Source organism: Tellurirhabdus rosea (genome assembly GCF_026278345.1).
Classification (GTDB): Bacteria; Bacteroidota; Bacteroidia; order Cytophagales; family Spirosomataceae; genus Tellurirhabdus; species Tellurirhabdus rosea.
The window spans coordinates 1941850-1962884 of record NZ_CP111085.1; the positions used below are offsets into that span (position 1 = coordinate 1941850).

The window sequence follows — 21035 nt, forward strand, 5'->3', positions numbered from 1 at the left end:
TCCGCTTTTTATGCTCATCCGCTTCCTGCTCTGGACCCTCCCTTTTTTCTGTAGTATCCTGACAACCAACGCCCGCGTCATCCGCGTGGACATTCAGTCGCGAACGCCCGTCCTCAACGGCAAAGCGTTCGGAGCGGCCGGGCCTTACGAACGACTGATCGGGAAGGTGTATTTTGCCGTAAAGCCCGAAAACAACCACAACCGCCTGATCGCCGACCTCGACAAAGCTCCCCGCAACGCCAATGGAGAAGTCGAATTTTCGTCGGATGTGTACCTGCTGAGGCCCGTTTCCACCGGGCGGGGCAACGGCACGGCGCTGGTCGAAATCTCAAACCGGGGCGGAAAAGGCATGGTTTCCTTTTTCAATAGGGCCGCCGGTTTCCGCAATCCGGAAGCCGAAGCCGACTTTGGCGACGGTTTTCTGATGCAGCAGGGCTTTACGCTGGTCTGGATCGGCTGGCAGTACGACGTGCCCGACGCAGAATTCAATCTGAAGCTCCTGGCCCCCGTTGCCACCGACGCCGGAAAGACGATCACCGGGCTGGCCCGCACCGACTTCAACGTGACCGAACGGACGTTTTTCACCTCGCTGGGCCACCGCGGCCAGAAAGCGCAGCCCGTCGCCGAACCCGACAGCCCCGACAACGTCATGACCGTCCGGTCTTCTGTGCTGGGGGAACGCACCGTGATTCCGCGCAGTGAATGGGGTTTTGGTCAACTGGAGGCCGGCACGGTGAAACCCGACCCGACCTCCGTTTACCTCAAGTCGGGCTACGAACCGGGCAAACTTTACGAAGTTGTCTGGCGCGTGGCCAATCCGGTCGTGGCGGGATTAGGGCTGGCCGCCGTCCGGGATTTTGTGTCGTATCTGAAATACGAAACCTCCGACCCGAAGGTAGCCCGGGCCATCGGCTTCGGCATTTCGCAGTCGGGACGGTTTCTTCGGCATTTTCTCTACGAAGGCTTTAATGCCGACGAGCAGGGCCGAAAAGTCTTCGACGGGGTCAACAACCACGTCGGCGGGGCCGGGATGGGCACCTTTAACCACCGCTTTGCCGAGCCTTCCCGCGACGGTACGCCGTTCTACACGCTGTTTTTTCCGGTGGACGTCTTTCCTTTTACCGATAATGACCAAACAGACGCGGAAACCGGCAAAACGGACGGTTTGCTGAAGCGTGCCCGGGCGGAAGGGGTCGAGCCGAAGCTGTTCCATACCTACACTTCTTACGAGTATTATGGCCGGGTGGCCTCGCTGCTGCATACGTCGCCCGATGGCAGCCGGGACGCGGCGCTTCCCGACCCTGTACGGATTTATTTCTTCGCCGGAAGCCAGCACTTTCCGACGCCCAATCTGCCGGACAAAAAAGCGCGGGTGACCAACCCTGCCCTGACGCACCAGCCGACGCCCAACGACCTTCGCTACGGGATGCGGGCGTTGCTTCTGGCGCTGAACAACTGGATAACGACCGGCGCGAATCCCCCCGCCAGCCGTTATCCGCGCATCGACAAGGGAACGCTGGTGGCCGCCGAAAGCGTAAAATTTCCGGCTATTCCGGGCGTGAAGCACCCGACGAGCATGCGGCAGACATACCGCGTGGAGTACGGTCCGGACTACGCGGCGAAGAAAATCATCAGCTTTCAGCCGCCGAAAGTGGGCAGGCCCTACGTGGCAAAAGTGCCGCAGGTGGACGCCGATGGCAACGAACAGGACGGCCTGCGGATGCCGGAAATTGCCGTTCCCCTGGGCACCTACACCGGCTGGAATCCGCGGAACCCCGCCACCGGCGCCCCCGACCAGCTGGTCGATTTTTTCGGCTCCTATTTCCCTTTTGCCAAAACCGAAGCCGACCAAAAAGCCGCGAACGACCCGCGACGCCCAATTTCCGCACGGTACAAAAACCAGGAAGATTACGTACGTCAGGTGGAAAAAGCGGCCCAAACGCTCGTCAGCGGCGGTTACCTGCTGCCGCAGGACCTTCCGGCCCTTCGGAAGCGGGCAGAGCAGCACTGGGCCTGGCATATGGAGTAGACCGTTAGGACCCGACTGGCGACTGGCCCGCCGCGGCTTTGAGCGAAAATTTTTGCTATTTCGCGGGGCAAAACGGGCTGAAGTCCGTTGGTACACCTTTATGAATCAACCCGCACGAATTACCGTTGTCGGCGGTGGCAGCTGGGCCACGGCAATCATTAAAATGCTTTCCGAAGGTAACGCGCACATCCGCTGGTGGATGCGCAGCAAAACCGACGCCGACCACATCAAGAAATATCACCATAATCCGAGCTATCTCAGCGACGTGCAGATCAGTCCGCGCAAAGTCCGGGTTTGCACCCGAATAAAAGACGCCCTGCGCGACAGCGAATACGTGATTCTGGCCGTTCCGGCGGCGTTTGTGAGCGATGCCCTGCAAGGTCTGCAAGCCGACAGTTTTACCGGCAAATGCGTTATTTCGGCCATTAAAGGCATGATTCCGGGCGATAACTGCCTCGTGACCGACTGGATGGAACAGAAATTCGGCGTTCCGGCGAGGAATCTGGCCGTTATCGCGGGGCCGTGCCATGCCGAGGAGGTGGCGCTGGAGAAACAGTCGTACCTGACCATCGCCGGGCAGGACATCGAGTGCGCCGCCCGGGTTGCCGAACTTCTGAGCTGCCGCTTCGTGATGGCCTCCCCCATCGACGACATTTACGGGGTCGAATACTGCTCCGTCATGAAGAACATTATCGCTCTGGCCTGCGGCATCACGCATGGACTGGGTTACGGCGACAACTTCCAGGCCGTGCTGGTCTCGAACGCCATGCAGGAGATCAGGCGCTTTGTAGACGCTATTTATCCCAAGCACCGCGACCTGAGCGGCTCAGCCTACCTCGGCGATTTGCTCGTAACGGCCTATTCGCCGTTCAGCCGCAACCGGACCTTCGGCAGCCTGATTGGCCGCGGCTACTCCATCCAGGCAGCGCAGACCGAAATGAAAATGATCGCAGAAGGCTACTATGCCGTGAAAAGTATCCATGCCGTCAACCGAAAATACGGCGTGGTGATGCCGATTACGGACATGGTGTACAACGTGCTGTACGAAAAAGCCTCGCCGGTGAGCGAGGCCAATGCGCTAAAAGGAAAATTATCCTGAACTTGGATTACGCAGATGGAAGGATTTACCTTGATGGTTCGTCTTCCTAATTATATCAGGGTAAATCCTTCCATCTGCGTAATCCCGGTTCAAGACAAGTGCGACCGGATGGCCTCGGCCGTTTCGGCCAGCTCCTCCGGACTCATTTTCAGCTTATTGTTAAAATTCATGTCCGACATGCTGTTCATCGGAATCAGGTGAACGTGGGCGTGCGGCACTTCGAGACCGATCACGGCCACGCCGATCCGCTTGCAGGGCACGGCAGCTTTCAGGGCCGGGGCGAGGCTTTTGGCAAACTGCATCAGCCCGGTGTACAGTTCATCGTCAAGGTCGAACAGGTAGTCGATTTCCTGCTTCGGAATAACCAGCGTATGCCCTTTGGCGCAGGGGAAAACGTCCAGGAAAGCGAGGTATTGATCGGTTTCGGCAATCTTGTGAGCCGGAATTTCGCCGTTGACGATGCGGGAGAAGATAGAAGCCATAAGGCAGTTAAAAATTAAAAGTTAAAAATTAAAAATAGTCAAAATGCAGCGAGAGCGTGGCCAGCAGCGCTTTACTTTTAATTTTTAACTTTTAATTCTTCATTGATTATCGTCCGATTTCCAGTACTTCAAATTCCAGCAGGCCGGCGGGGACGCGGATTTCGGTGGTGTCGCCTACTTTTTTACCCAGCAGTCCTTTGCCGATGGGCGAACCGACGGAGATTTTTCCCTGCTTCAGATCGGCTTCTTCTTCCGACACCAGCGTATAGGTCACTTCCATGCCGTTTTTCCGGTTCTTGATCTTGACCGTCGACAGCACCGAGACCTGGGACGTATCGATGGATGACTCGTCCAGGAGGCGGGCATTGGAAACGATTTCTTCGAGCTTGGAGATTTTCATTTCCAGCAGGCCCTGCGCGTCTTTAGCGGCGTCGTATTCGGCGTTTTCGCTCAGGTCACCTTTGTCGCGGGCCTCGGCAATCTGGCGGGCAATGTCGGCCCGTCCTTTAGTTTTCAGGTCATTCAGCTCAGCTTTCAGCCGGTTGAGCCCTTCTTCCGTGTAATACGAGATTTTTCCCATATTGGTCTAATTGCTTAAATTCTGTACTTCAAAGTTTTGCTTCCCGAAACGCCAAACGTTCCCGCCAGGGAGAGCTACCCTGTAAAAAGAAAAGAACGGTGCACCGACCGTTCTCCGTACAAAAATTGGTTTCTTTGCAGCGAAGCGTCAGGGCCCTGTGAGCGGAAATGTATGGAAAAGCCGTTTGCTCATTGTGTGATTCGGGTGAGCAAAAGTAACAATTCCCCGCAAATCCGGCAACGCAACGGGGCTGATTATAGCAAGCGGCACCAAACGCATTTACTGTTTGCTGTTTTCCGTTTTCTGTTTTCCGTTGCTTCGCCGAAACCAGCATTTTGTGTTAAGGTAAGACAACTGAAAACTGGAAACACAAAACTGAAAACTGAAAAAATGGATTTACGCCTTATCTTCATGGGTACGCCCGATTTCGCCGTGGCCAGCCTTCAGACACTGCTGAACGACGGGCGGAATGTGGTGGCGGTCGTCACGGCGCCGGACCGGCCTTCGGGTCGGGGCCTCCAGCTGACGCCCTCGCCAGTGAAAAAAGCCGCTGAAGCGGCTGGGATACCCGTTTTACAACCGGAAAAGCTCCGCGACCCGGCCTTTCTGGAAGAACTCCAGGGCTACCGGGCCGATCTGCAGGTCGTCGTCGCCTTCCGGATGCTGCCCGAAGTCGTCTGGGCCATGCCCACCATCGGGACCTTCAACCTGCACGGCTCGCTGCTGCCGCAATACCGGGGGGCCGCCCCCATCAACTGGGCCATCATCAACGGCGAACGCGAAACCGGCGTGACGACGTTTTTCATCGAAAAAGAGATCGATACCGGCCAGATGATTTTCCAGGAAACCGAACCGATACACCCCGGCGATACCGCGGGCAGCCTGCACGACCGGCTGATGGTGCGCGGCGCGAATCTGGTGGTCAGAACGGTCCGGGCCATCGAAGCGGGCGAGTACCCGCGCATTCCGCAGCCGCCGGTGGAGGACCTGAAAATGGCGCCGAAGATTCACCGCGAAACCTGCGAAATCGATTGGTACCAGCCCGCCGAAACCGTCCGGAACTTCGTGCGGGGCCTGTCGCCCTATCCGGCCGCCTGGACGAAAATCAACGGCAAAACGTTCAAGATTTACGCCGTCTCGCACGCCGACGCCTCCGACTTCCGGGCCGAACCCGGCGAGGCCCATACCGACAACAAGCGGTTTCTGCACATCAAGACGCAGGACGGCTGGCTGGTGGTGGAGGAACTTCAGGCCGAAGGCAAGCGAAAAATGACGGTAGAGGAATATTTTAGGGGAAATAAACTGTAACCTGTGATTATCAGCCTTATTGCCGCTATCTCGGAAAATAAAGTCATCGGCAAGGACAACGACCTGGTCTGGAGTCTGCCCGACGATTTCAGGTATTTCAAGCAAACCACGTCCGGCCACCCGATTCTGATGGGGCGGAAGACGTGGGAATCGCTGGGCAGGCCGCTGCCCAACCGCCTGCACATTATCATCACCCGCCAGCCGGATTTTGAAGCACCGGCGGAATGCATTATCGTCGATTCACTGGAAAAAGCCCTCGACGAAGCCCGAAAAACCGGCGACGGGGAAGCGTTTGTGATCGGCGGCGCGGAAATTTACCGGCAAGCCCTGCCCCTGGCCGACCGCCTGTACCTGACGGAAGTCAAAGGAACCTTCGAGGGCGATACGTTTTTTCCGGAAGTCAATCAATCGGAGTGGCAGGAAGTCAGCCGCAGGCCGCACGAAGCCGATGCCCGGCACGCCGTACCGTTCGATTTTGTGGTCTGGGAACGGACCTAGCGCCCACACAGACCCATCGGGGCGAACAAAACAGCCCCCCGTTTCAACGGGGGGCTGTTAGCATTTATAATCTTTGAGTAAATGAAAACGGGCGAACTTAATTCTGATTCAGATACACGCTGCCGCTGTTGGCCGAAATCTGGACCGGGATGCCGCCGCCGTTCAATTGGCCTTTGACCCGGTCGCGTTCCATCGAGCCGTCAAATTTCGACAGCGAGCCGGTGGACACCCGGTTGCCGCTGAGGTCGAGATTCATGCCTTTGTTCATCGGCATCCGGACGCGGACGCTGCCCGCCGAGGTCGAGAGCCGGACGTATTCGCCCAGTTGGGTAATGTCGGCCTCGATGCCGCCGCCGCTGGTTTCGGCCCGGATGCTGCCCGCAATGTCTCGCAGGCGGATGCTGCCGCCGCTGGTACCCGTATTCAGCGTGCCGTTGATGTTTTCGGCCGTGATGCTGCCGCCGCTCGTCCGGGCTTCAATCTGCCCTTTCAGGTCATCCAGTTTGATGCTGCCGCCCGAAGTCCGCAGCCGCAGGTCGCCGCTGGAGTTGCGGGCCGTGATGCTGCCGCCGCTGGTGGTCAGTTCGATGTTTTTGCGGCAGTCTTCGGCGGTGATGCTGCCGCCGCTGGTGCGGCCTTTTACCGTGCCCTCGACATCCGTCAGGTGGAGGCTGCCGCCGCTGGTGGAGAAGTTCTGCTGGCCGTTCAGGTGGGCAATGTGGATGCTGCCGCCGCTCGTTTTGAGGTCGGTCGTGACGGCTTTCGGGCTGTAGACCTTGAACGAAATGCTCAGGCTGCGCTTCCAGTCGTTCTGGTCGCGAACCCGTTTGGCCGAGGCCACCACCGTGTTGCCTTCGGTGGCGATCGTCACTTCGTAATCTTTCAGCCGGTCCTCGATTTCGGCCTTGTCGAGTTTGTCGTTCCAGTTGTTGGCCCGCACAAACATTTCGACTTTGGCCCCGCTGCCCTGGCCCCCTTCGACGGTAATGCTGCCGCCGGAAGTCTGGACGCGCACGGTGTTGATGTTTCCCGAGAAATTCTGGGTCCTGTAGGGTTGGTCGCGGTCGTTCTGGGCGAAGACGGTCGAGGAGAACAGAAGGGCAACGAGCGTGGTTTGGAAGTGTTTCATTGTATTTGGCTGTTAGTTGGTGGAAAGATGCGGAAAGTAACCTGGATGTTGCTTACCGTAAAAAAAATGTTCCTCCTCCATCGCCACCCTCCCAAAACGCCCGAACAAACCCCTCATCACCGGACTGTTCACTTCGCCCGGATGGACAGCACTTCGGCCTCGTCCAGGGTCTGTTTTGAGCCCCATCCGCAGATGATGTCGCGCTTGCGGCTGGTCGGCTGCAGATTCACCACGACCGGGGTGCGGCTGGTCCCGTCCGGTCCCAGGCCATTTTTCTCGACAAAATCAACAAGCTTCTTTTCCGACGCTTCTGTGGCGGCAAACAGGCGGGACTGCTCGCCCTCCTGAATCCGGAGGTGCCACGAACAGCCGTCGGCCGGAAGTTGGTAGATCACGGTGGCGGTGTATTCGCCGGCCGCCTGGGATTCGGGCTCACCCGCCTCCGGCTGCTGGCATCCGATGAGGGCAAAGAGGCCCATCAGCACGCGGTACGAAAACTTTTTCATGGTTCTGATGTCTTTTTCTGCTGGACACCTTTCCGGGCGTTTGGGTTGGAATGCCCGGCTTTATTTAACCGTAAATTCCACCCGGCGATTCTGCGCCCGCCCGCTTTCGGTCCCGTTATCCGCGACCGGCTGCGCCCCGCCGAGGCCCGCCGCCTCCAGCCGGTCCGCCGCGATGCCGTGCTGAACGAGGTAATTCATGACCACTTTGGCCCGATTCTCCGAAAGTGCCCGGTTCAGGCGGGCGTCGCCGATGTTATCCGTATGCCCGGTGATGCGGATGCTGAGATCCGGATTTTTCGCCAGCGTCCGGACCAGCTTATCCAGTTCCTCGTACGAACCCGACAGCAGCCGGTAGCTGCTCTGGTCGAACAGGACGCTTTTAAGAACCAGCGTACTGCCGGGATTGAGGCTGGTAAAAACGTCCGGTGCTTTGGGCGGGGCCATCGCCGGGGTGTTGGCGACCGCTTTTGCCACCACCGGCTGCGCCGCCCGGATCGGAGAACGGGATTCGCGGCCCGCAACAGCCGGGGCGCCCGCTATCGTCGGAGGTTTGGGAGCCGGAGCGGCGGCGGCTACCGCTTTTCTGGCCGGTCTGGGCGCGGCCTTGACCGGGAGCCGCGCGGCCGAACTGAACAGGTATTGCGAGGGGATGGGCTTGTCGGGTCGGCTGTTGCTGAAAAACGAACGGGCCTTGCGGTCCTCGGGCGTTTCCCAGAATAGGTAAATTACGCTGCCTTTCCAGTCGTTGTAATATTCCACCCGCAAATCGTACGCTTTTCCGGCGGTGAGAACTATTTCGCCCACGAATTCGGTATCGTCCTGTTTGCGCCATTCATCGATGACCTTCCGGCCGCCGACCCAGACGCGGATGCCGTCGTCCACAAGGGCGCTGAAGCGGTAGGCGCCGGTCGTTGGGGCGTAGAGTTTGCCCGTCCAGCGCACCGAGAAGTACTCCCGGGGCACGCCGGGGCCGGGGCTTTGCCAGTTCCAGTTGAAATTGACGGAGGGGTCGGTCCGGGTCAGGACCTTCCGTTCAAAGTTGGGCCCGGCGAAATACTCCGCTTTCAGGCCGTCGCCGCTGACTTTGGGGGCCGGAGTCTGCGCCAGGGCCGTTCTCGCCAGCCACCCGATTCCTACCACCAGACCAAGTACCGCTTTCATAACGTTGTGGATTAGGTTTAAAACAAAAATCCACAAAATCAAGGAATTATGTAGGCCGGTAAGTAGGGACGCGGGCGCGTCCGGAGGAAGAAACGTAAAAATTCTGCGCCTTTACGAGGCGGCCACCTCGAACCGGTAACCGACTCCGTGTACGGCCTTGATTTGCAGGGACGAATCGTGCTGCATCAGTTTGCGCAGGCGCGACACAAACACGTCCACGCTGCGGCCTACGGTCACGCCTTCGTCCTCCCAGACGGCCTTCAGAATCGCTTCCCGCCCCACTACCTGGTTGGGATGATCGAGAAAGAACCCGAGCAGCTTGGCTTCGCGGTACGTCAGGGTGTGCGCCTGCGCGCCGACATACAGCGTCTGGGTGGTGGCATCAAAACTGGACTGGCCGAACTGAACGGACTTCTTCGCCTCCCCGGCCGGGGCTGTTTTCTCTTTATTCACCTGGCCTCCCGAACGGTTCCGGAGGCTGTAAACGCCCACGCCCAGCAGAAAAACACCGGCCAGCCCCCACCACAAACCGGCGGACCGGACCGGCGAACCGGCAGGTTCAAAGCTTATTTTGAGCACATAACAGCCCGGTTGGTGGTAGCGGTCGACGCAGGGCACCGGCTTTCCACTCAGCAGGTCCAGCGAACTATAGCCCAGTTGCAGCTGATTCCGCCCGCAGTCAAGCAAGGACACATCGTATTTCTGCCGGATGTCGTGGCGTTTCAGCGATTCCTGGAGCAGGTTTGGCAGGCGGTTGTAGTCCAGGGAACGGTCTATCCGGATGGTAAACGTCCGGGGTTCGGGCTCCTGAACCGGCGGAATCCGGGAAGTGGAGTCGCCTGCGGCCACCAGCAGGTGATGCGCGGTGCGCCGCAGGGCCAGATTGACTTTTTCGGCAAAACGAACGTCGGCTTCCGGCGTCTGCCAGGTGTTTCCGACCGCCAGCAGGCTGATAATCCCCAATACCGAAAAAGTCAGTAATCTGCTCATAGATTCTCAAAGGCTATTCGACCAGAATTTCGTTATGCGGCAGAGCGTATTGCCGGTCCAGCGTCAGAAGCACAATGCGGTCGCCTTTCCGGCATTTGGTCAGCACGTTGCGGATATTCACCTGCCGGAAACTGTCGTTCGAAAACAGCAGCAGCGTTTGGGTGTCCTTGTCGCGGATGGCCACCTTGAACGGAATTCGGCTCACGGCTTTGGTCTCTTTGTCGGTGGCGTTGATCGTCCAGACGCTCAGTTCGCCGTTGGCTTTCGTGTTCAACCGGCAGGTCCCTTTGGGCGAGTACTGGTCAACCAGCATCCGCCCGCTCACAAAGGCCGCAGAACAATGCTGGAACGATGACTGAGCGAGCGAAACCGTGCTCAGCAGCGTTCCCAGCAAAAGGAGTGTCAGGCGTGTGTTCATTCGTCTTTTCAACTTAACAGCCATCGTTATTTCTGAACGTCTGAGAGCGCTTTTTGAAAGGCAGCGAAAGCCAGTCGTAGTAATAAATCACGTTGAGGACCCGTTTGGCCCGGAGGTGGTTTTGTCCCACGGGTTCGATGGTGAGCTGGTCTCCCGGTACCGCCAGCTGGAGCACCGTCGATACCTCGACATCAGTCACCGGTTGGGTCGGGTTCGAAGCCCCCGAGGCAATGACCGAACCCTGCCGCTGAAGGTAGATTCGGAACGGAATCCGGCTGATTTCGGACGAGCCGGAACTGCCGGAGATAATACTCAGCCGACCCCGGCTTCTGATGGAAAAAGACGCATCGTTCAGCGGTCTCCCGTCCAGCAGCACGGTCGTCGGGCTGGACTCCGTCACCTCCCTCGCTTCACCCGTCGGCGTCAGCCAGGCACTGAGGGCGACCAGGAGCAGGCATACCTGTGTTTTCATCGTAGTCAACGTTTAGTGATGTAACAAAAGTACAAGCCCGGCCCTAAGCCGTTGGCTACCAATTGTAAAAGAATGTAAAGGAAGTGTAAAAGTTTGGAAGTAACAACGGTTCTGCACCCCGGGGGCGCAGAACCGTTGTTCCGCCTCAGCCTGCCGGGAAATTCATTCCGTCCGCAGGGATTTCACCGGATTCACCAGCGCGGCCTTGATCGCCTGGAAGCTCACCGTCAGCAGCGCAATCAGCACGGCCAGCCCACCGGCAGCGGCAAAAATCCAGCCGTTCAGGTCGGTCCTGAAGGCGAAGTCCTGCAGCCAGCGCTGGGCCGCCCACCACGCCAGCGGCGAGGCGATGATGATGGCGATGAGCACCAGTTTCAGGAAATCCCGGGCCAGCAGCGTCACGATGCTTGTGCCCGAGGCTCCCAGCACTTTGCGGATGCCGATTTCCTTCGTCCGCTGCTCGGCCATGAAAGTCGCCAGCCCGAACAGGCCCAGACAGGCGATGAAAATGGCCAGGGCGGATGCGGCCGTGAAGACGATGCTGTACTGCTGTTCGCTCCGATACTGCCGGATGTAATTTTCTTCCAGAAAAAACGCTTCAAACGGGTTGCCCGGAAAAGCCGCCCGGTACAGTTGCTCCAGCTGGGCCAGGTTTTCCTTCCGGTCGGTCGTCAGTTCCACGATCAGATCTCCGGCATAGGTCCGGGGCAGCAGAATCATCGGCTCAATCGGTTGCCGCAGGCCCTGGTGGTGGTAGTTTTTGATGACCCCGACGATTTCGTACGCTTGTCCCCAGTTGATGAATTGCCCCGTCGCCGCTTCGGCCGAGGCAAAGCCCAGCTGCCGGGCGGCGGCTTCGTTGATGACTACCTTGGCGCTGGTTTCCCATTCTTTTTCACATTCGCCATCCGTAAAATTGCGCCCCGCCGCCAGAGCGATGCCCATCGTCTGCAGGTATCGGTTGTCCACGATGCCCATCGAGTACACTTTCTTCTCGTCGCCGGGACGCGGATTGGGCCGCGTGATTCCGTTGGTCGAGAAGTTGTAATAGGCGCCGGGGGTAATGCCCGTCCGGGCGTAGCTCCGGACAAACGGCCGCTGTTCGAGCTGTTGCCCGAGCGCCGCCCAGCGGGTGTTCAGGATTTCGCTCGACCCAACCTGCGGCGACCGGATGACCACCCGATTTTTCGGATCGAAGCCCAACTCCTGCGTCTGCATGAACTGCAACTGCCGGTAAAGCACCAGCGTCCCGATGATGAGTGCGACCGAAATCCCAAACTGAAACACCACCAGCGATTTTCGCAGCAGCGCCCCGCGCCCCACTCCGCCGTACAGCCCCTTCAGCGTCTGCACCGGATTGAACGACGACAGGGCCAGAGCCGTATAAATGCCGGAACCCACCGCCCCGCCCAGCACCAGCGCCAGTCCCGCCAGCCAGAGCGAATCGTGCCGGAGCGTAGCGAGCGACAGGTCTTTCTCGATCAGAAGGTTGTAGACGTTCTGAAGCGAAATCACCAGGGCCAGCCCCAAGAGCAGACCCACTCCGTTCAGCAGCAGCGATTCGCCCATAAACTGCACGACAAGCTGACTGCGCTCTGCCCCGATGGCTTTCCGCACGCCCACTTCCCGCGCCCGTTTCAGGGCCGTGGCCGTCGACAGGTTGATGTAATTGAACCAGGCAATGACCAGAATCAGGACGGCAATGCCCGTCAGGAGGTAGACAAAGGCCAGGCTACCCGTGGTGGGGTACGTCTCACCGAGCGAAGCCGCCAGGTGGATGTGAGCGGCGGGTTGCAGCCCAAAAACGCTGTCGTCAGAGGCATTGCGCTGCTTTTTCAGTTCGTTGAATTTCCCGGCCAGTACGTCGGAGTCGGCCGTTTCGGTCAGTTGCAGGAAGGTAGTCAGGTAGGCTCCGTCGAAGCCGTCGAGGCGGGCCCAGCCGTTACCGTTCAGGTTGGCAGGGTTAGCCAGCGTTTGCAGCGACAGCACCATCTGGAACTGGTAATCCGAAGCCGCGGGCATATCGGCATACACCGCCGTGACCGTATAGGTCGTTTTTCCGAACTGATTGTTCAGAACGAGCGTCCGGCCCAGTGCCCGGTCGTTGCCGAAATACTTGCGGGCCTGCGATTCGGAGAGGGCCACCGTATTGGGCTGCACCAGCGCCGCCGAAGCCTCGCCCTGCCGCAGCGGGAAGGAAAACAGCGTAAAGAAGCTGGCGTCGGCATACACAATATCCGTTTCCCGGAAAGAGCGCAAAGGCTGGCCCCGTTCGCCCTCCAGCGAAACGATGCCTTTGGCCGCGCTTTCGGCAATCCGGCAGAAAGCGCGCACCTCCGGAAACGTCTGCCGGGCCAGCGGCGCCACGGCCGGAGCCATGTCGGTCCAGGTCTCTCCTTCCGGATTCTGGCCGGTCAGGCGGTAGAGCGTCGGCAGGTTGGTATGGAACTGGTTGACGCTCCGTTCGAAGGCCACGTATTCGAGAATGAGCACGAAAGCCGCGATGCCCAGCGCCAGTCCGCCCGCGTTGACGAACGTAAAGACGCGGTTTTTCCACAGGTTGCGGAAGGCGATTTTCAGGTAGTTGTAAAGCATAATGCTTTTGGATTTTAAACTAAAGTCAAGGCATTGTTCCGTAAGCTTTTCAGGAGGACTACGCCTTTACCTGCCGAGTTCGCTCATGCTCAGATCCTTGTCGCCCGTCACCACAAGCAGCAGGCGGGCCGGTTTGGAAGCCGTATTATCGATCAAAGCCGCCGACCCGGCAGCGAAGCGGATTGTTTTCTGATCGCCGGGGCCGAACGTCCCCAGGGACACGCGCCGGCCGTCGGCCAGCCGCTCCGTCACCTGCACGGCCACCGAACCGACGTTTCGGACCTGGGCCGTAAAGGCTCCGTTGCGGTTTCCGCCCAGTTCGAATTGTTTGCCGGGCCGAACGGTCAGGTCCGACTTCAGGGCGCTGCAGGCTGTCGCGGCGATGGTCAGCAGGGCGGCACAAATGAGGGTTAAAAGCTTATTCATAGTCAGTATAGAAGTATGGGTCCGTTATTCCGCCCGCAAAGATTTCACCGGATTCATCAGCGCCGCCTTCACCGCATGGAAACTCACCGTCAGCAGCGCGACAACGACAGCCAGCACACCCGCCAGCGCAAACATCCACCAGGCAAGGTCGATCCGGTAGGCAAAGTCCTGCAGCCAGCGAGTCATGCCGTACCACGCTATGGGGCAGGCAATGACAACGGCGATAACGACCAGCGTGAGAAAGTCTTTACTGAGCATGACCACGATGCTGGTCACCGACGCACCCAGCACCTTGCGGACGCCAATTTCTTTCGTCCGCTGCTCGGCCGTGAAGGCCGCCAGCCCGAACAGGCCCAGACAGGCGATGAAAATGGCCAAGGCCGTCAGCACCTGGAGCAACCGGCCCTGCTTCTGTTCCGTCGAATACTGCCGGGCAAAATTCTGGTTCAGGAACTGATAGTTGAACACCCCGCCCGGCTCAAACTGGTGGTAAGTCTTTTCGATGACGGCCAGAGCCGCCTCGGCCTGCCCCGCCCGAATCCGGATGTACAGGTTGTCCTGCTCGTTATCGCTGGCCGGAAGTTGCAGCAGGAGCGGCTCGATTTTGTGCTGCAGGGAATTGAGGTGAAAATCCTGCACGACCCCCACCACCCGGCGCTCGATCAGCGTATCCTGCCGAAAAGAGCGCACGCGCCGCCCGATGGGATTTGTCCAGCCCATCGCCTTCGCCAGCGTCTGGTTGACGAGCACGGCATTCTGGCGGTCAGCCGGGGTTTTGTCCGAAAGGTTGCGGCCCTGCAACAGCCGGATGTCCATCGTGTTCAGAAAATCGCCGTCCACCTGCAGGTCGTTGGCAATGCGCGTAGACTCGCTCATTTTGCCGCCAATCTCGAAATAATGACCGTTTCCGCCCAGAAAATTCCTCCCGATCGAATTACTGGCTACCGACACGCCCTCGACGAGTGAACTGCCCAGGAGATGCGCCTTGATGGCCGGAATCTGCGTCCGGGTGCGCTCTTCGTTCAGGTGGACCGTCAGCACCTGATCTTTGTTGAAGCCGAGGTTCTTGGTCAGGGTAAATCGCAGTTGCTGGTAAATAATGCCCGACGCCGCCATGAGCGCAACGGTAATCACGAACTGGAACGTCACCAGCGCTTTCCGAAACACCAGCTTACCGGCCTGACTTCCCAACTGTCCGCGCAGGGCGATCACCGGACGCGCCCCCGACAGAAACAGCGCCGGGTAGGCTCCGCTGAGGATTCCCGCCACGACGGCAAAGCCGGTTAAGGCCAGCAGGCTGTAGCCAACCCCAAACCGCCAGATGGACAGCGACTTACCGGTCAGCTCATTGAACAGGGGCAGGCTCATTTCGGCCAGCACGACGCCCAGTCCCGTGGCCAGTACGACCAGCAGCCCGGTTTCGGTCAGGAACAGTTCGGCCAGCTGACGCCGGGCCGAACCGACGGCTTTTCGGACGCCCACTTCCCGAACGCGGATAATCGAGCGAGCCATCGCCAGGTTGGTGTAATTGATGCCCGCCAGCAGCAGGATCAGCGCGCCGATGAGGCTGAAAATAGCTACCGTCTGGCTGTTACCGTTCGGGCCGTATTCAAAATCAAGGTTGGAATGAAGGTGAATGGCTGTCAGGGGCTGCAATTCCATCCGGTAGTTGACGTCCCCCATTTCGGGCTTGATGAAACGCTCGAAGAACGCCGGAAATCTGGCCGCCAGCTTCGGCGCATCGGCGCCGGGTTTGAGCAGCAGGTAGGTGTATAGGCTGAAATTCTGCCAGTCGTCGGTGAAGCCGGTCGGCAGGGAGCGGACGCCGCTGAAAACCAGATGCGAATTCTGGGGCACGTCTTCGATCACCCCCGTCACAAGGTTCGGAAAGTTGTTTTCAAACAGCACGGTCTGGCCCACGGCTTTGCCTGCATCCGCAAACAGGCGGGTGGCCAAACTTTTCGTCAGCACAATCGACTGCGGTTTGGCGAGGGCCGTCGCCGGGTCGCCGTACAGAAACGGATGACTGAATACCTGAAAAAGGCTGGCATCGGCAAACACAATGTCATCGGACTCCACTTTGGTTTCACCGTGCTGCAGCACGCCGCCGCCTTCGGTAAGAATGCGTACGGTCTTTTCGATCTCCGGAAACGTCTGCTGGAGAGCCGGGGCATAAGGAGCGGACGTAACGGCCAGATTCAGGTCCCGCCCGCTCCAGGATGCGTGATGCACGACGCGGTAGATGCGGTCCGACCGTTCGTGGTGGCGGTCGAAGCTGAGTTCGTCGGCCACGTAGAGGGTAATCAAGGCGCAGACCGCCAGCCCAACGGCCAGCCCCAGCACATTGATGCCACTGTAAACGCGGTTCTTCCACAGATTCCGCCAGGCAATTTTGAGGTAGCTCTGAAACATGGTTGTCGGGTTTTATTCCTTCCGCAACGAACTGGCCGGATTCACCAGCGCCGCTTTGAGGCTTTGAAAACTGATGGTCAGCAGGGCAATGGCAATAGCCAGCAGTCCGGCCAGCGCAAAGACCCACCATTCGGTGTCGATCCGGTAGGCAAAATTCTGGAGCCAGCGGTTCACGGCCCACCAGGCCACCGGCGAGGCCAGCCCAAAGGCAATGAGCACCAGTTTCAGAAAATCCTTCGACAGCAGTGCCACCACACTCGCCACGCTCGCGCCGAGCACCTTCCGGATACCGATTTCTTTCGTCCGCTGCTCGGCCGTGAAGGTCGACAGCCCGAACAGACCCAGGCACGAAACAAAGATGGCCAGCCCGGCAAAATACTTCATGATCTGCCCCGTGCGCTCCTCGGCCCGGTACTGCCGGTCGAGTTCTTCGTTGACAAAGCCGTAGGAAAGCGGGGCGTCTTTTTCAAACCGGGCGTACAGGGCCTGAATCTGCGCCAGCGCCTCCGGCGTGCGTCCCGGGCGGGTGCGGACCAGCAGCTGAAAATACGGCTCGGCCGGGGCGTATCGTAAAATGAACGGAGCAATCGGGACGTTCAGCGGCCGGAAATGGAAATCCCGCACCACGCCGACAATGCGCCCTTTGGTTCCCCAGAATTCGACGCGTTTGTTGAGGGCCGTACGGGCCGTCAAGCCCATCCGGCGGGCGGCGGTCTCGTTGACGAGAAAGGAAGGCTCGGCACCCGCCGCCTGAATCCGGAAGTTGCGGCCGGAAGCCAGCTTCATACCCACGGTCGGCAGAAAATCAGGGTCCACATTCATCTGCGTCACCAGAAAATCGACCTCCGCCGGTCCGCCCTCCCAGGCGATGTTCGATTCGTTGGCCACATCCACCAGCGTCGATGTCGTCGTGGTGGCCGCCTGGATGCTGCTCTGGCGAAGAAGTTCCTCTTTGAAACGGGCGGCCTGCTGTCTGAGGTTACCGCCCATCCGCACGTACAGCAGCTGGGATTTTTCGAAACCCAGACTTTTCTGCTGCATGTACCGCAACTGATTGAAAATGAAGACCGTTCCGATAATCAGCACCAGCGAAAGACCAAACTGCCCCACGACCAGCATCTGCCGCAGCCCGAAGCTCCTCCGGCTCCGCACGGACTGACCCAAAGCCAGCAGCCCGCCGCCTTTCAGGACTTCCGCAGGCCGGTATCCGGACAGAAATACGGCCGGGTACAGCCCCGCCAGCACGCTGACCGCCACCGTCAGGACGCCCAGTGACAGCCAGAACGGTCCGCCGACGTAATTCAGCGACAGTTGTTTACCCGTCAGTTCGTTGAAAAGCGGCAGCAGGGCCGAAGCCAGCAGCACCGCGGCAGCCACGGCGGCGACCGTCAGCAGGGCCGATTCGCCCAGAAACTGGAGCACCAGATGCCAGCGAAACGCCCCGATGGTTTTCCGGACGCCCACCTCCCGCGCCCGTCGCGCCGACCGGGCCGTCGAGAGGTTGATGAAGTTGACGCAGGCGATCAGCAGCACGATCAGGCCCACGGTGGCAAAAAGCCGGACGTAGAAAATATCGCCCCGCGGCGTCCAGTTGTCCGTGTTGAAGGCAAACCGGGAGTGCAGGTGAATGTCCGTCATGCGCTGGAGCGCCAGCTTCGTTTCGGTTTTGGGATTGTAGCGAATGAGCTGGCCTTTGAGTTTTTCGCGGAAGGCCGCCGCGTCGGTGCCCGGCCGCAACTGAACGTACGTGTGAAAATTGTTGCTGCCCCAGGCGTAGTTCCAGGGGTCGGCGGCGGCGTACTCAAACGACAGCAGGATGCCAAACTGGAGGTGCGAGTTGGCCGGTACGTCTTTGAGAATGCCGACCACGCGGAAGTTCTGCTGGTCGTTCATCCGTAGCACCGAGCCGATAACGGACGGATTCTGCTGCCAGCCCTCCCCGAAGTACTTCCGGGCGGCGGTTTCGGTCATCACCAGTTCGTCGGGGCGGGTCAGGACCGTCCGCAGGTTTCCTTTGACGAGCGGGAAATCGAACATCCGCAGCAGGCTGTTGTCGGCAAAATAGAGCGCCGGTTCTTCAAAAACCTGTTTGCCGTATTTCATCAGTCCGCTCCAGCGGCCGTAGCGGGCCACTTCCACCACCTCGGGAAAATCGCTTTTGATCGTCGGGGCCAGCGGACCGGGCGTCACGGCTACCTCGTACTCGCCATCGGCCTGCTGCTGGGTTTCCACCACCCGGTAAATCTGGTCGGCATGCCGGTGGAAGCGGTCGTAGCTCCACTCGTCGTACACGTACAGGGCGATCAGCAGGCAGCAGGCAATGCCCAGCGCCAGCCCCGTCATGTTCAGCAGGCTGTAGAGCGGACTGCGCCAGAGCGTGCGGAGGGCGATTTTGAGGTAGTTGGTCAGCATGGTCGTTTCGTCTTGAACTTGGATTACGCAGATTTAGGGATTTACTATGATGGATAGTACTCCTCGCAGCATCCGGGTCAATCCCCGAATCTGCGTCATCCCGACGGTCCGCCGCGCGGTTCAGATTACTCCGCCCGCAGTGATTTCACCGGGTCCATCAGGGCGGCTTTCATGCTCTGGAAGCTCACGGTCAGCAGGGCGATGCCCACCGCCAGGACGCCGGCCAGCAGAAAGACCCACCACTCAATGTCGATTTTGTAGGCAAAGTTGGTCAGCCAGCGGCTCATGACCCACCACGCCAGCGGGGAGGCGATCACGATGGCGATGGCCACCAGTTTCAGGAAATCTTTGGAAAGCAGGGCCACGATGCCCGTTACACTCGCGCCGAGCACCTTGCGGATGCCGATTTCCTTCGTCCGCTGCTGGGCCGTGAAGGTCGCCAGCCCGAACAGACCCAGGCACGAAACCAGAATGGCAATGCCCGCAAAAAAGTTGAACAGCTGCCCCGTCCGCTGCTCGGCCTTGTAGAGGTTGTTGTACTGCTCGTCCATAAACTTGTAGTCGAACGGATAGTCCGGGCTGTACCGTTTCCAGAGCCGTTCAGCGGCGGCAATGGCTTTGGAGGCGTCGCGGCCCGTGGTCTTGACGTACACGCGTCCGTAGCCGGGGTCGGGCCGGTAGTAGAAGATAGCCGGAGCCACTTTCTGCCGCATGGACGCAAAGTGAAAATCTTTCACGACCCCGATGATGGTTCCCTCCGTCTGCCAGAGCTTGAACCGTTTGCCGATCGGGTTCACAATGCCGGCCTGCTTCACGGCAGTTTCGTTCAGGATGTAATGCGTCGAGTCGGCTCTGGAGCCGGTGAACGGCGCGCCGGACGCCAGTTTCAGCCGGAAGGTTCGGATAAAATCTTCCTCCACGGCCATCGGCGCAATGATGAACAGGCTGTTTTTGGGCTTGCCGTCCCAGTCCGTATCGCCCGTCGAGTTGCCGTTGCTGATGAGGTTGCTGGTCGCCGAGGTCACGGCCAGCACGCCCGGCTCGCGCTGGAGTTCGGCCTTGATGGCTTTGTAGTGCCTGGCCACTTCGTCGGTCATCCAGAAAGCAAAGACGTTCTCGCGGTCATAGCCGAGGTTGCGCTCCCGGACAAACCGAAGCTGGTTGCCGATGATGATTGTGCCGACGATAAGGGCCGTCGAAAAGGCGAACTGCGTCACCACCAGCACCTTGCGGAACACGCCCCCGCTCCCGCTGATGACGCCTTTGCCGCGCAGCACTTTCAGCGGCTCGAACGACGACAACACAAAGGCCGGATACAGGCCCGCCACCAGCAGCGTGAAGGCAATCGAGCCGCCCAGCACCGCCCAGACCTGCGGGTCCGTCAGCGAGAAAGGCCGGGCCTTGCCCGTCAGTTCGTGGTAATACGGTTCGACGCCCTTGATGAGGCCCACCGCCAGCACCAGTGCCACCAGAAAAATCAGAAGCGATTCGGCTACGAACTGGGCGATCAGGTGCCGCCGCCCCGCCCCTACGACCTTGCGCACGCTCACCTCTTTTGCCCGCTGGGCCGCCCGGGCCGTGGCCAGATTGACGTAATTGATGCAGCCGATAGCCAGCAGAATGAGCGCCACAATGCCCATCATCCGGATTTCCTGCAGGCCCGAAGGCTGCCCGTTGGCGTTGTAGAGGTGAATGTCGCGCAGCGGTTGCAGTTTGTAGAAAGTGGTCTGATCAAAGCGGTTGCTGGCGTGGTGCAGCTCGGTCAGCGTTTTTTCGATCCGTTCCAGCGGCGTCTGCGGCGACACTTTCAGGAAGGTCACGGCCAGCCAGTTGCCCCAGTCGCTTTCCATCGTTTTCCAGTAATCATTCGCCTGGTACCCTTTGACGAGGATGTCGAACGGGAAAAGCATCTCGGCTTTGATGCTGGAATTGTCCGGGAAGTCGCGGAGGACGCCGCTGACGACGAAGGTCTGTTTTTTGGGAACCGAATAAAGCGTCCTGCCGAGCGCCTCGGTGCTTCCAAAATACCGCAGGGCGGCCTTTTCGGTCAGCACCACCGACTGGAGGTCCGGGAAAGGCCGCGTCCGGCTTCCCTGCGCCCATTCAAAATCAAAAAGCGTAAATACGGCCGGGTCCACATACGCGGCATTGTCTTCCATCAGGGTTTTGCTGCCGACCTTGAACGGCGACGAGTCGTAGTTGCCCGCCAGCCGCACCGCTTCCTCCACACCCGGCACCTGCCGTTTGGCGTAGGCGGCCACGGGCGCGACGATGTTGGCAGACATCGACATGGTGCTTCCCGTTCCGAAGCCGCCGTTGACCCGGTAAATGCGGGCGCCCTGCGTGTGGAAGCGGTCGTAGCTTAATTCGTCCTGAACCCACCAGAGCAGCAGGATGCCGATGCCGAGGGCCAGCGCCAGTCCACCGATGTTGATGGCCGAGTAACCTCTGTTGTTCAGCAAACTGCGCCAGGCAATTTTGAAGTAATTACGAAGCATACGGTTTTGGAAGATAGGAT

At 59.4% G+C, this 21035-nt stretch carries 17 protein-coding genes; 4 read left to right on the plus strand and 13 right to left on the minus strand.

The window, feature by feature from the left end; all coding sequences use genetic code 11:
* The first annotated feature begins 10 nt into the window (after positions 1 to 10).
* Complete coding sequence (locus ORG26_RS08100) at positions 11 to 2029, plus strand: alpha/beta hydrolase domain-containing protein (RefSeq protein WP_266368318.1); 2019 nt, start codon at positions 11 to 13, stop codon at positions 2027 to 2029.
* A 100-nt stretch (positions 2030 to 2129) separates the two neighbouring features.
* Complete coding sequence (locus tag ORG26_RS08105; protein WP_266368320.1) at positions 2130 to 3128, plus strand: NAD(P)H-dependent glycerol-3-phosphate dehydrogenase; 999 nt, start codon at positions 2130 to 2132, stop codon at positions 3126 to 3128.
* Between the two features lie 89 nt (positions 3129 to 3217).
* Here the strand turns inward: ORG26_RS08105 and ORG26_RS08110 are convergent, their stop codons facing one another.
* On the minus strand, positions 3218 to 3610 hold the full coding sequence (locus ORG26_RS08110; protein WP_266368321.1) for an HIT family protein: 393 nt from the start codon (positions 3608 to 3610) through the stop codon (positions 3218 to 3220).
* A 106-nt stretch (positions 3611 to 3716) separates the two neighbouring features.
* Positions 3717 to 4190 (minus strand): transcription elongation factor GreA, encoded by a 474-nt coding sequence (greA, locus tag ORG26_RS08115; RefSeq protein ID WP_266368322.1) that lies wholly within the window; start codon positions 4188 to 4190, stop codon positions 3717 to 3719.
* A 411-nt stretch (positions 4191 to 4601) separates the two neighbouring features.
* Between greA and fmt the strand changes: the two genes are divergently transcribed.
* Positions 4602 to 5498 carry a methionyl-tRNA formyltransferase gene (fmt, locus tag ORG26_RS08120; protein WP_266369345.1) on the plus strand — a complete coding sequence of 299 codons (897 nt, stop codon included), beginning with the start codon at positions 4602 to 4604 and terminating at the stop codon, positions 5496 to 5498.
* Between the two features lie 3 nt (positions 5499 to 5501).
* Positions 5502 to 5996: a dihydrofolate reductase gene (locus ORG26_RS08125; RefSeq protein WP_323134388.1), complete on the plus strand. Its 495-nt coding sequence runs from the start codon at positions 5502 to 5504 to the stop codon at positions 5994 to 5996.
* Positions 5997 to 6093: 97 nt separating this feature from the next.
* On the opposite strand, the gene ORG26_RS08130 is transcribed toward ORG26_RS08125, so the two are convergent.
* The 11 genes from ORG26_RS08130 to ORG26_RS08180 form a co-directional block, all read right to left on the minus strand.
* Positions 6094 to 7125, minus strand: a complete 1032-nt coding sequence (locus ORG26_RS08130) for a DUF4097 family beta strand repeat-containing protein (protein ID WP_266368323.1) — start codon at positions 7123 to 7125, stop codon at positions 6094 to 6096.
* 128 nt (positions 7126 to 7253) lie between these two features.
* Positions 7254 to 7631 carry an SH2 domain-containing protein gene (locus ORG26_RS08135; protein WP_266368324.1) on the minus strand — a complete coding sequence of 126 codons (378 nt, stop codon included), beginning with the start codon at positions 7629 to 7631 and terminating at the stop codon, positions 7254 to 7256.
* Positions 7632 to 7691: 60 nt separating this feature from the next.
* Entirely contained in the window at positions 7692 to 8792 is a 1101-nt protein-coding gene (locus ORG26_RS08140) for an OmpA family protein (RefSeq protein ID WP_266368325.1), read from the minus strand.
* A 111-nt stretch (positions 8793 to 8903) separates the two neighbouring features.
* Positions 8904 to 9782, minus strand: coding sequence for a winged helix-turn-helix domain-containing protein (locus ORG26_RS08145; protein WP_266368326.1), 879 nt, complete (start codon positions 9780 to 9782; stop codon positions 8904 to 8906).
* A 13-nt stretch (positions 9783 to 9795) separates the two neighbouring features.
* The gene (locus ORG26_RS08150) at positions 9796 to 10200 is read right to left on the minus strand and encodes a hypothetical protein (RefSeq protein WP_266368327.1); all 405 of its coding nucleotides are present in this window, start codon (positions 10198 to 10200) and stop codon (positions 9796 to 9798) included.
* A 13-nt stretch (positions 10201 to 10213) separates the two neighbouring features.
* A complete protein-coding gene (locus ORG26_RS08155; RefSeq protein ID WP_266368328.1) occupies positions 10214 to 10672 on the minus strand; it encodes a hypothetical protein in 459 nt (152 codons plus the stop codon).
* Between the two features lie 162 nt (positions 10673 to 10834).
* Positions 10835 to 13267 carry an ABC transporter permease gene (locus tag ORG26_RS08160; protein WP_266368329.1) on the minus strand — a complete coding sequence of 811 codons (2433 nt, stop codon included), beginning with the start codon at positions 13265 to 13267 and terminating at the stop codon, positions 10835 to 10837.
* Positions 13268 to 13333: 66 nt separating this feature from the next.
* Positions 13334 to 13693, minus strand: a complete 360-nt coding sequence (locus ORG26_RS08165) for a hypothetical protein (protein WP_266368331.1) — start codon at positions 13691 to 13693, stop codon at positions 13334 to 13336.
* 24 nt (positions 13694 to 13717) lie between these two features.
* Positions 13718 to 16105 carry an ABC transporter permease gene (locus ORG26_RS08170; RefSeq protein ID WP_266368333.1) on the minus strand — a complete coding sequence of 796 codons (2388 nt, stop codon included), beginning with the start codon at positions 16103 to 16105 and terminating at the stop codon, positions 13718 to 13720.
* Positions 16106 to 16117: 12 nt separating this feature from the next.
* The gene (locus tag ORG26_RS08175; protein WP_266368335.1) at positions 16118 to 18517 is read right to left on the minus strand and encodes an ABC transporter permease; all 2400 of its coding nucleotides are present in this window, start codon (positions 18515 to 18517) and stop codon (positions 16118 to 16120) included.
* Between the two features lie 125 nt (positions 18518 to 18642).
* Positions 18643 to 21015 carry an ABC transporter permease gene (locus tag ORG26_RS08180; protein ID WP_266368337.1) on the minus strand — a complete coding sequence of 791 codons (2373 nt, stop codon included), beginning with the start codon at positions 21013 to 21015 and terminating at the stop codon, positions 18643 to 18645.
* Positions 21016 to 21035 lie beyond the last annotated feature (20 nt).

Coding starts and splice junctions, on each gene's coding strand:
- ORG26_RS08100 (WP_266368318.1), top strand. CDS start 11: ATGCTCATCCGCTTCCTGCTCTGGACCCTCCCTTTTTTCTGTAGTATC.
- ORG26_RS08140 (WP_266368325.1), bottom strand. CDS start 8,792: ATGAAAGCGGTACTTGGTCTGGTGGTAGGAATCGGGTGGCTGGCGAGA.
- ORG26_RS08105 (WP_266368320.1), top strand. CDS start 2,130: ATGAATCAACCCGCACGAATTACCGTTGTCGGCGGTGGCAGCTGGGCC.
- ORG26_RS08145 (WP_266368326.1), bottom strand. CDS start 9,782: ATGAGCAGATTACTGACTTTTTCGGTATTGGGGATTATCAGCCTGCTG.
- ORG26_RS08180 (WP_266368337.1), bottom strand. CDS start 21,015: ATGCTTCGTAATTACTTCAAAATTGCCTGGCGCAGTTTGCTGAACAAC.
- ORG26_RS08170 (WP_266368333.1), bottom strand. CDS start 16,105: ATGTTTCAGAGCTACCTCAAAATTGCCTGGCGGAATCTGTGGAAGAAC.
- ORG26_RS08110 (WP_266368321.1), bottom strand. CDS start 3,610: ATGGCTTCTATCTTCTCCCGCATCGTCAACGGCGAAATTCCGGCTCAC.
- greA (WP_266368322.1), bottom strand. CDS start 4,190: ATGGGAAAAATCTCGTATTACACGGAAGAAGGGCTCAACCGGCTGAAA.
- ORG26_RS08160 (WP_266368329.1), bottom strand. CDS start 13,267: ATGCTTTACAACTACCTGAAAATCGCCTTCCGCAACCTGTGGAAAAAC.
- ORG26_RS08135 (WP_266368324.1), bottom strand. CDS start 7,631: ATGAAAAAGTTTTCGTACCGCGTGCTGATGGGCCTCTTTGCCCTCATC.
- fmt (WP_266369345.1), top strand. CDS start 4,602: ATGGGTACGCCCGATTTCGCCGTGGCCAGCCTTCAGACACTGCTGAAC.
- ORG26_RS08130 (WP_266368323.1), bottom strand. CDS start 7,125: ATGAAACACTTCCAAACCACGCTCGTTGCCCTTCTGTTCTCCTCGACC.
- ORG26_RS08155 (WP_266368328.1), bottom strand. CDS start 10,672: ATGAAAACACAGGTATGCCTGCTCCTGGTCGCCCTCAGTGCCTGGCTG.
- ORG26_RS08150 (WP_266368327.1), bottom strand. CDS start 10,200: ATGAACACACGCCTGACACTCCTTTTGCTGGGAACGCTGCTGAGCACG.
- ORG26_RS08175 (WP_266368335.1), bottom strand. CDS start 18,517: ATGCTGACCAACTACCTCAAAATCGCCCTCCGCACGCTCTGGCGCAGT.
- ORG26_RS08165 (WP_266368331.1), bottom strand. CDS start 13,693: ATGAATAAGCTTTTAACCCTCATTTGTGCCGCCCTGCTGACCATCGCC.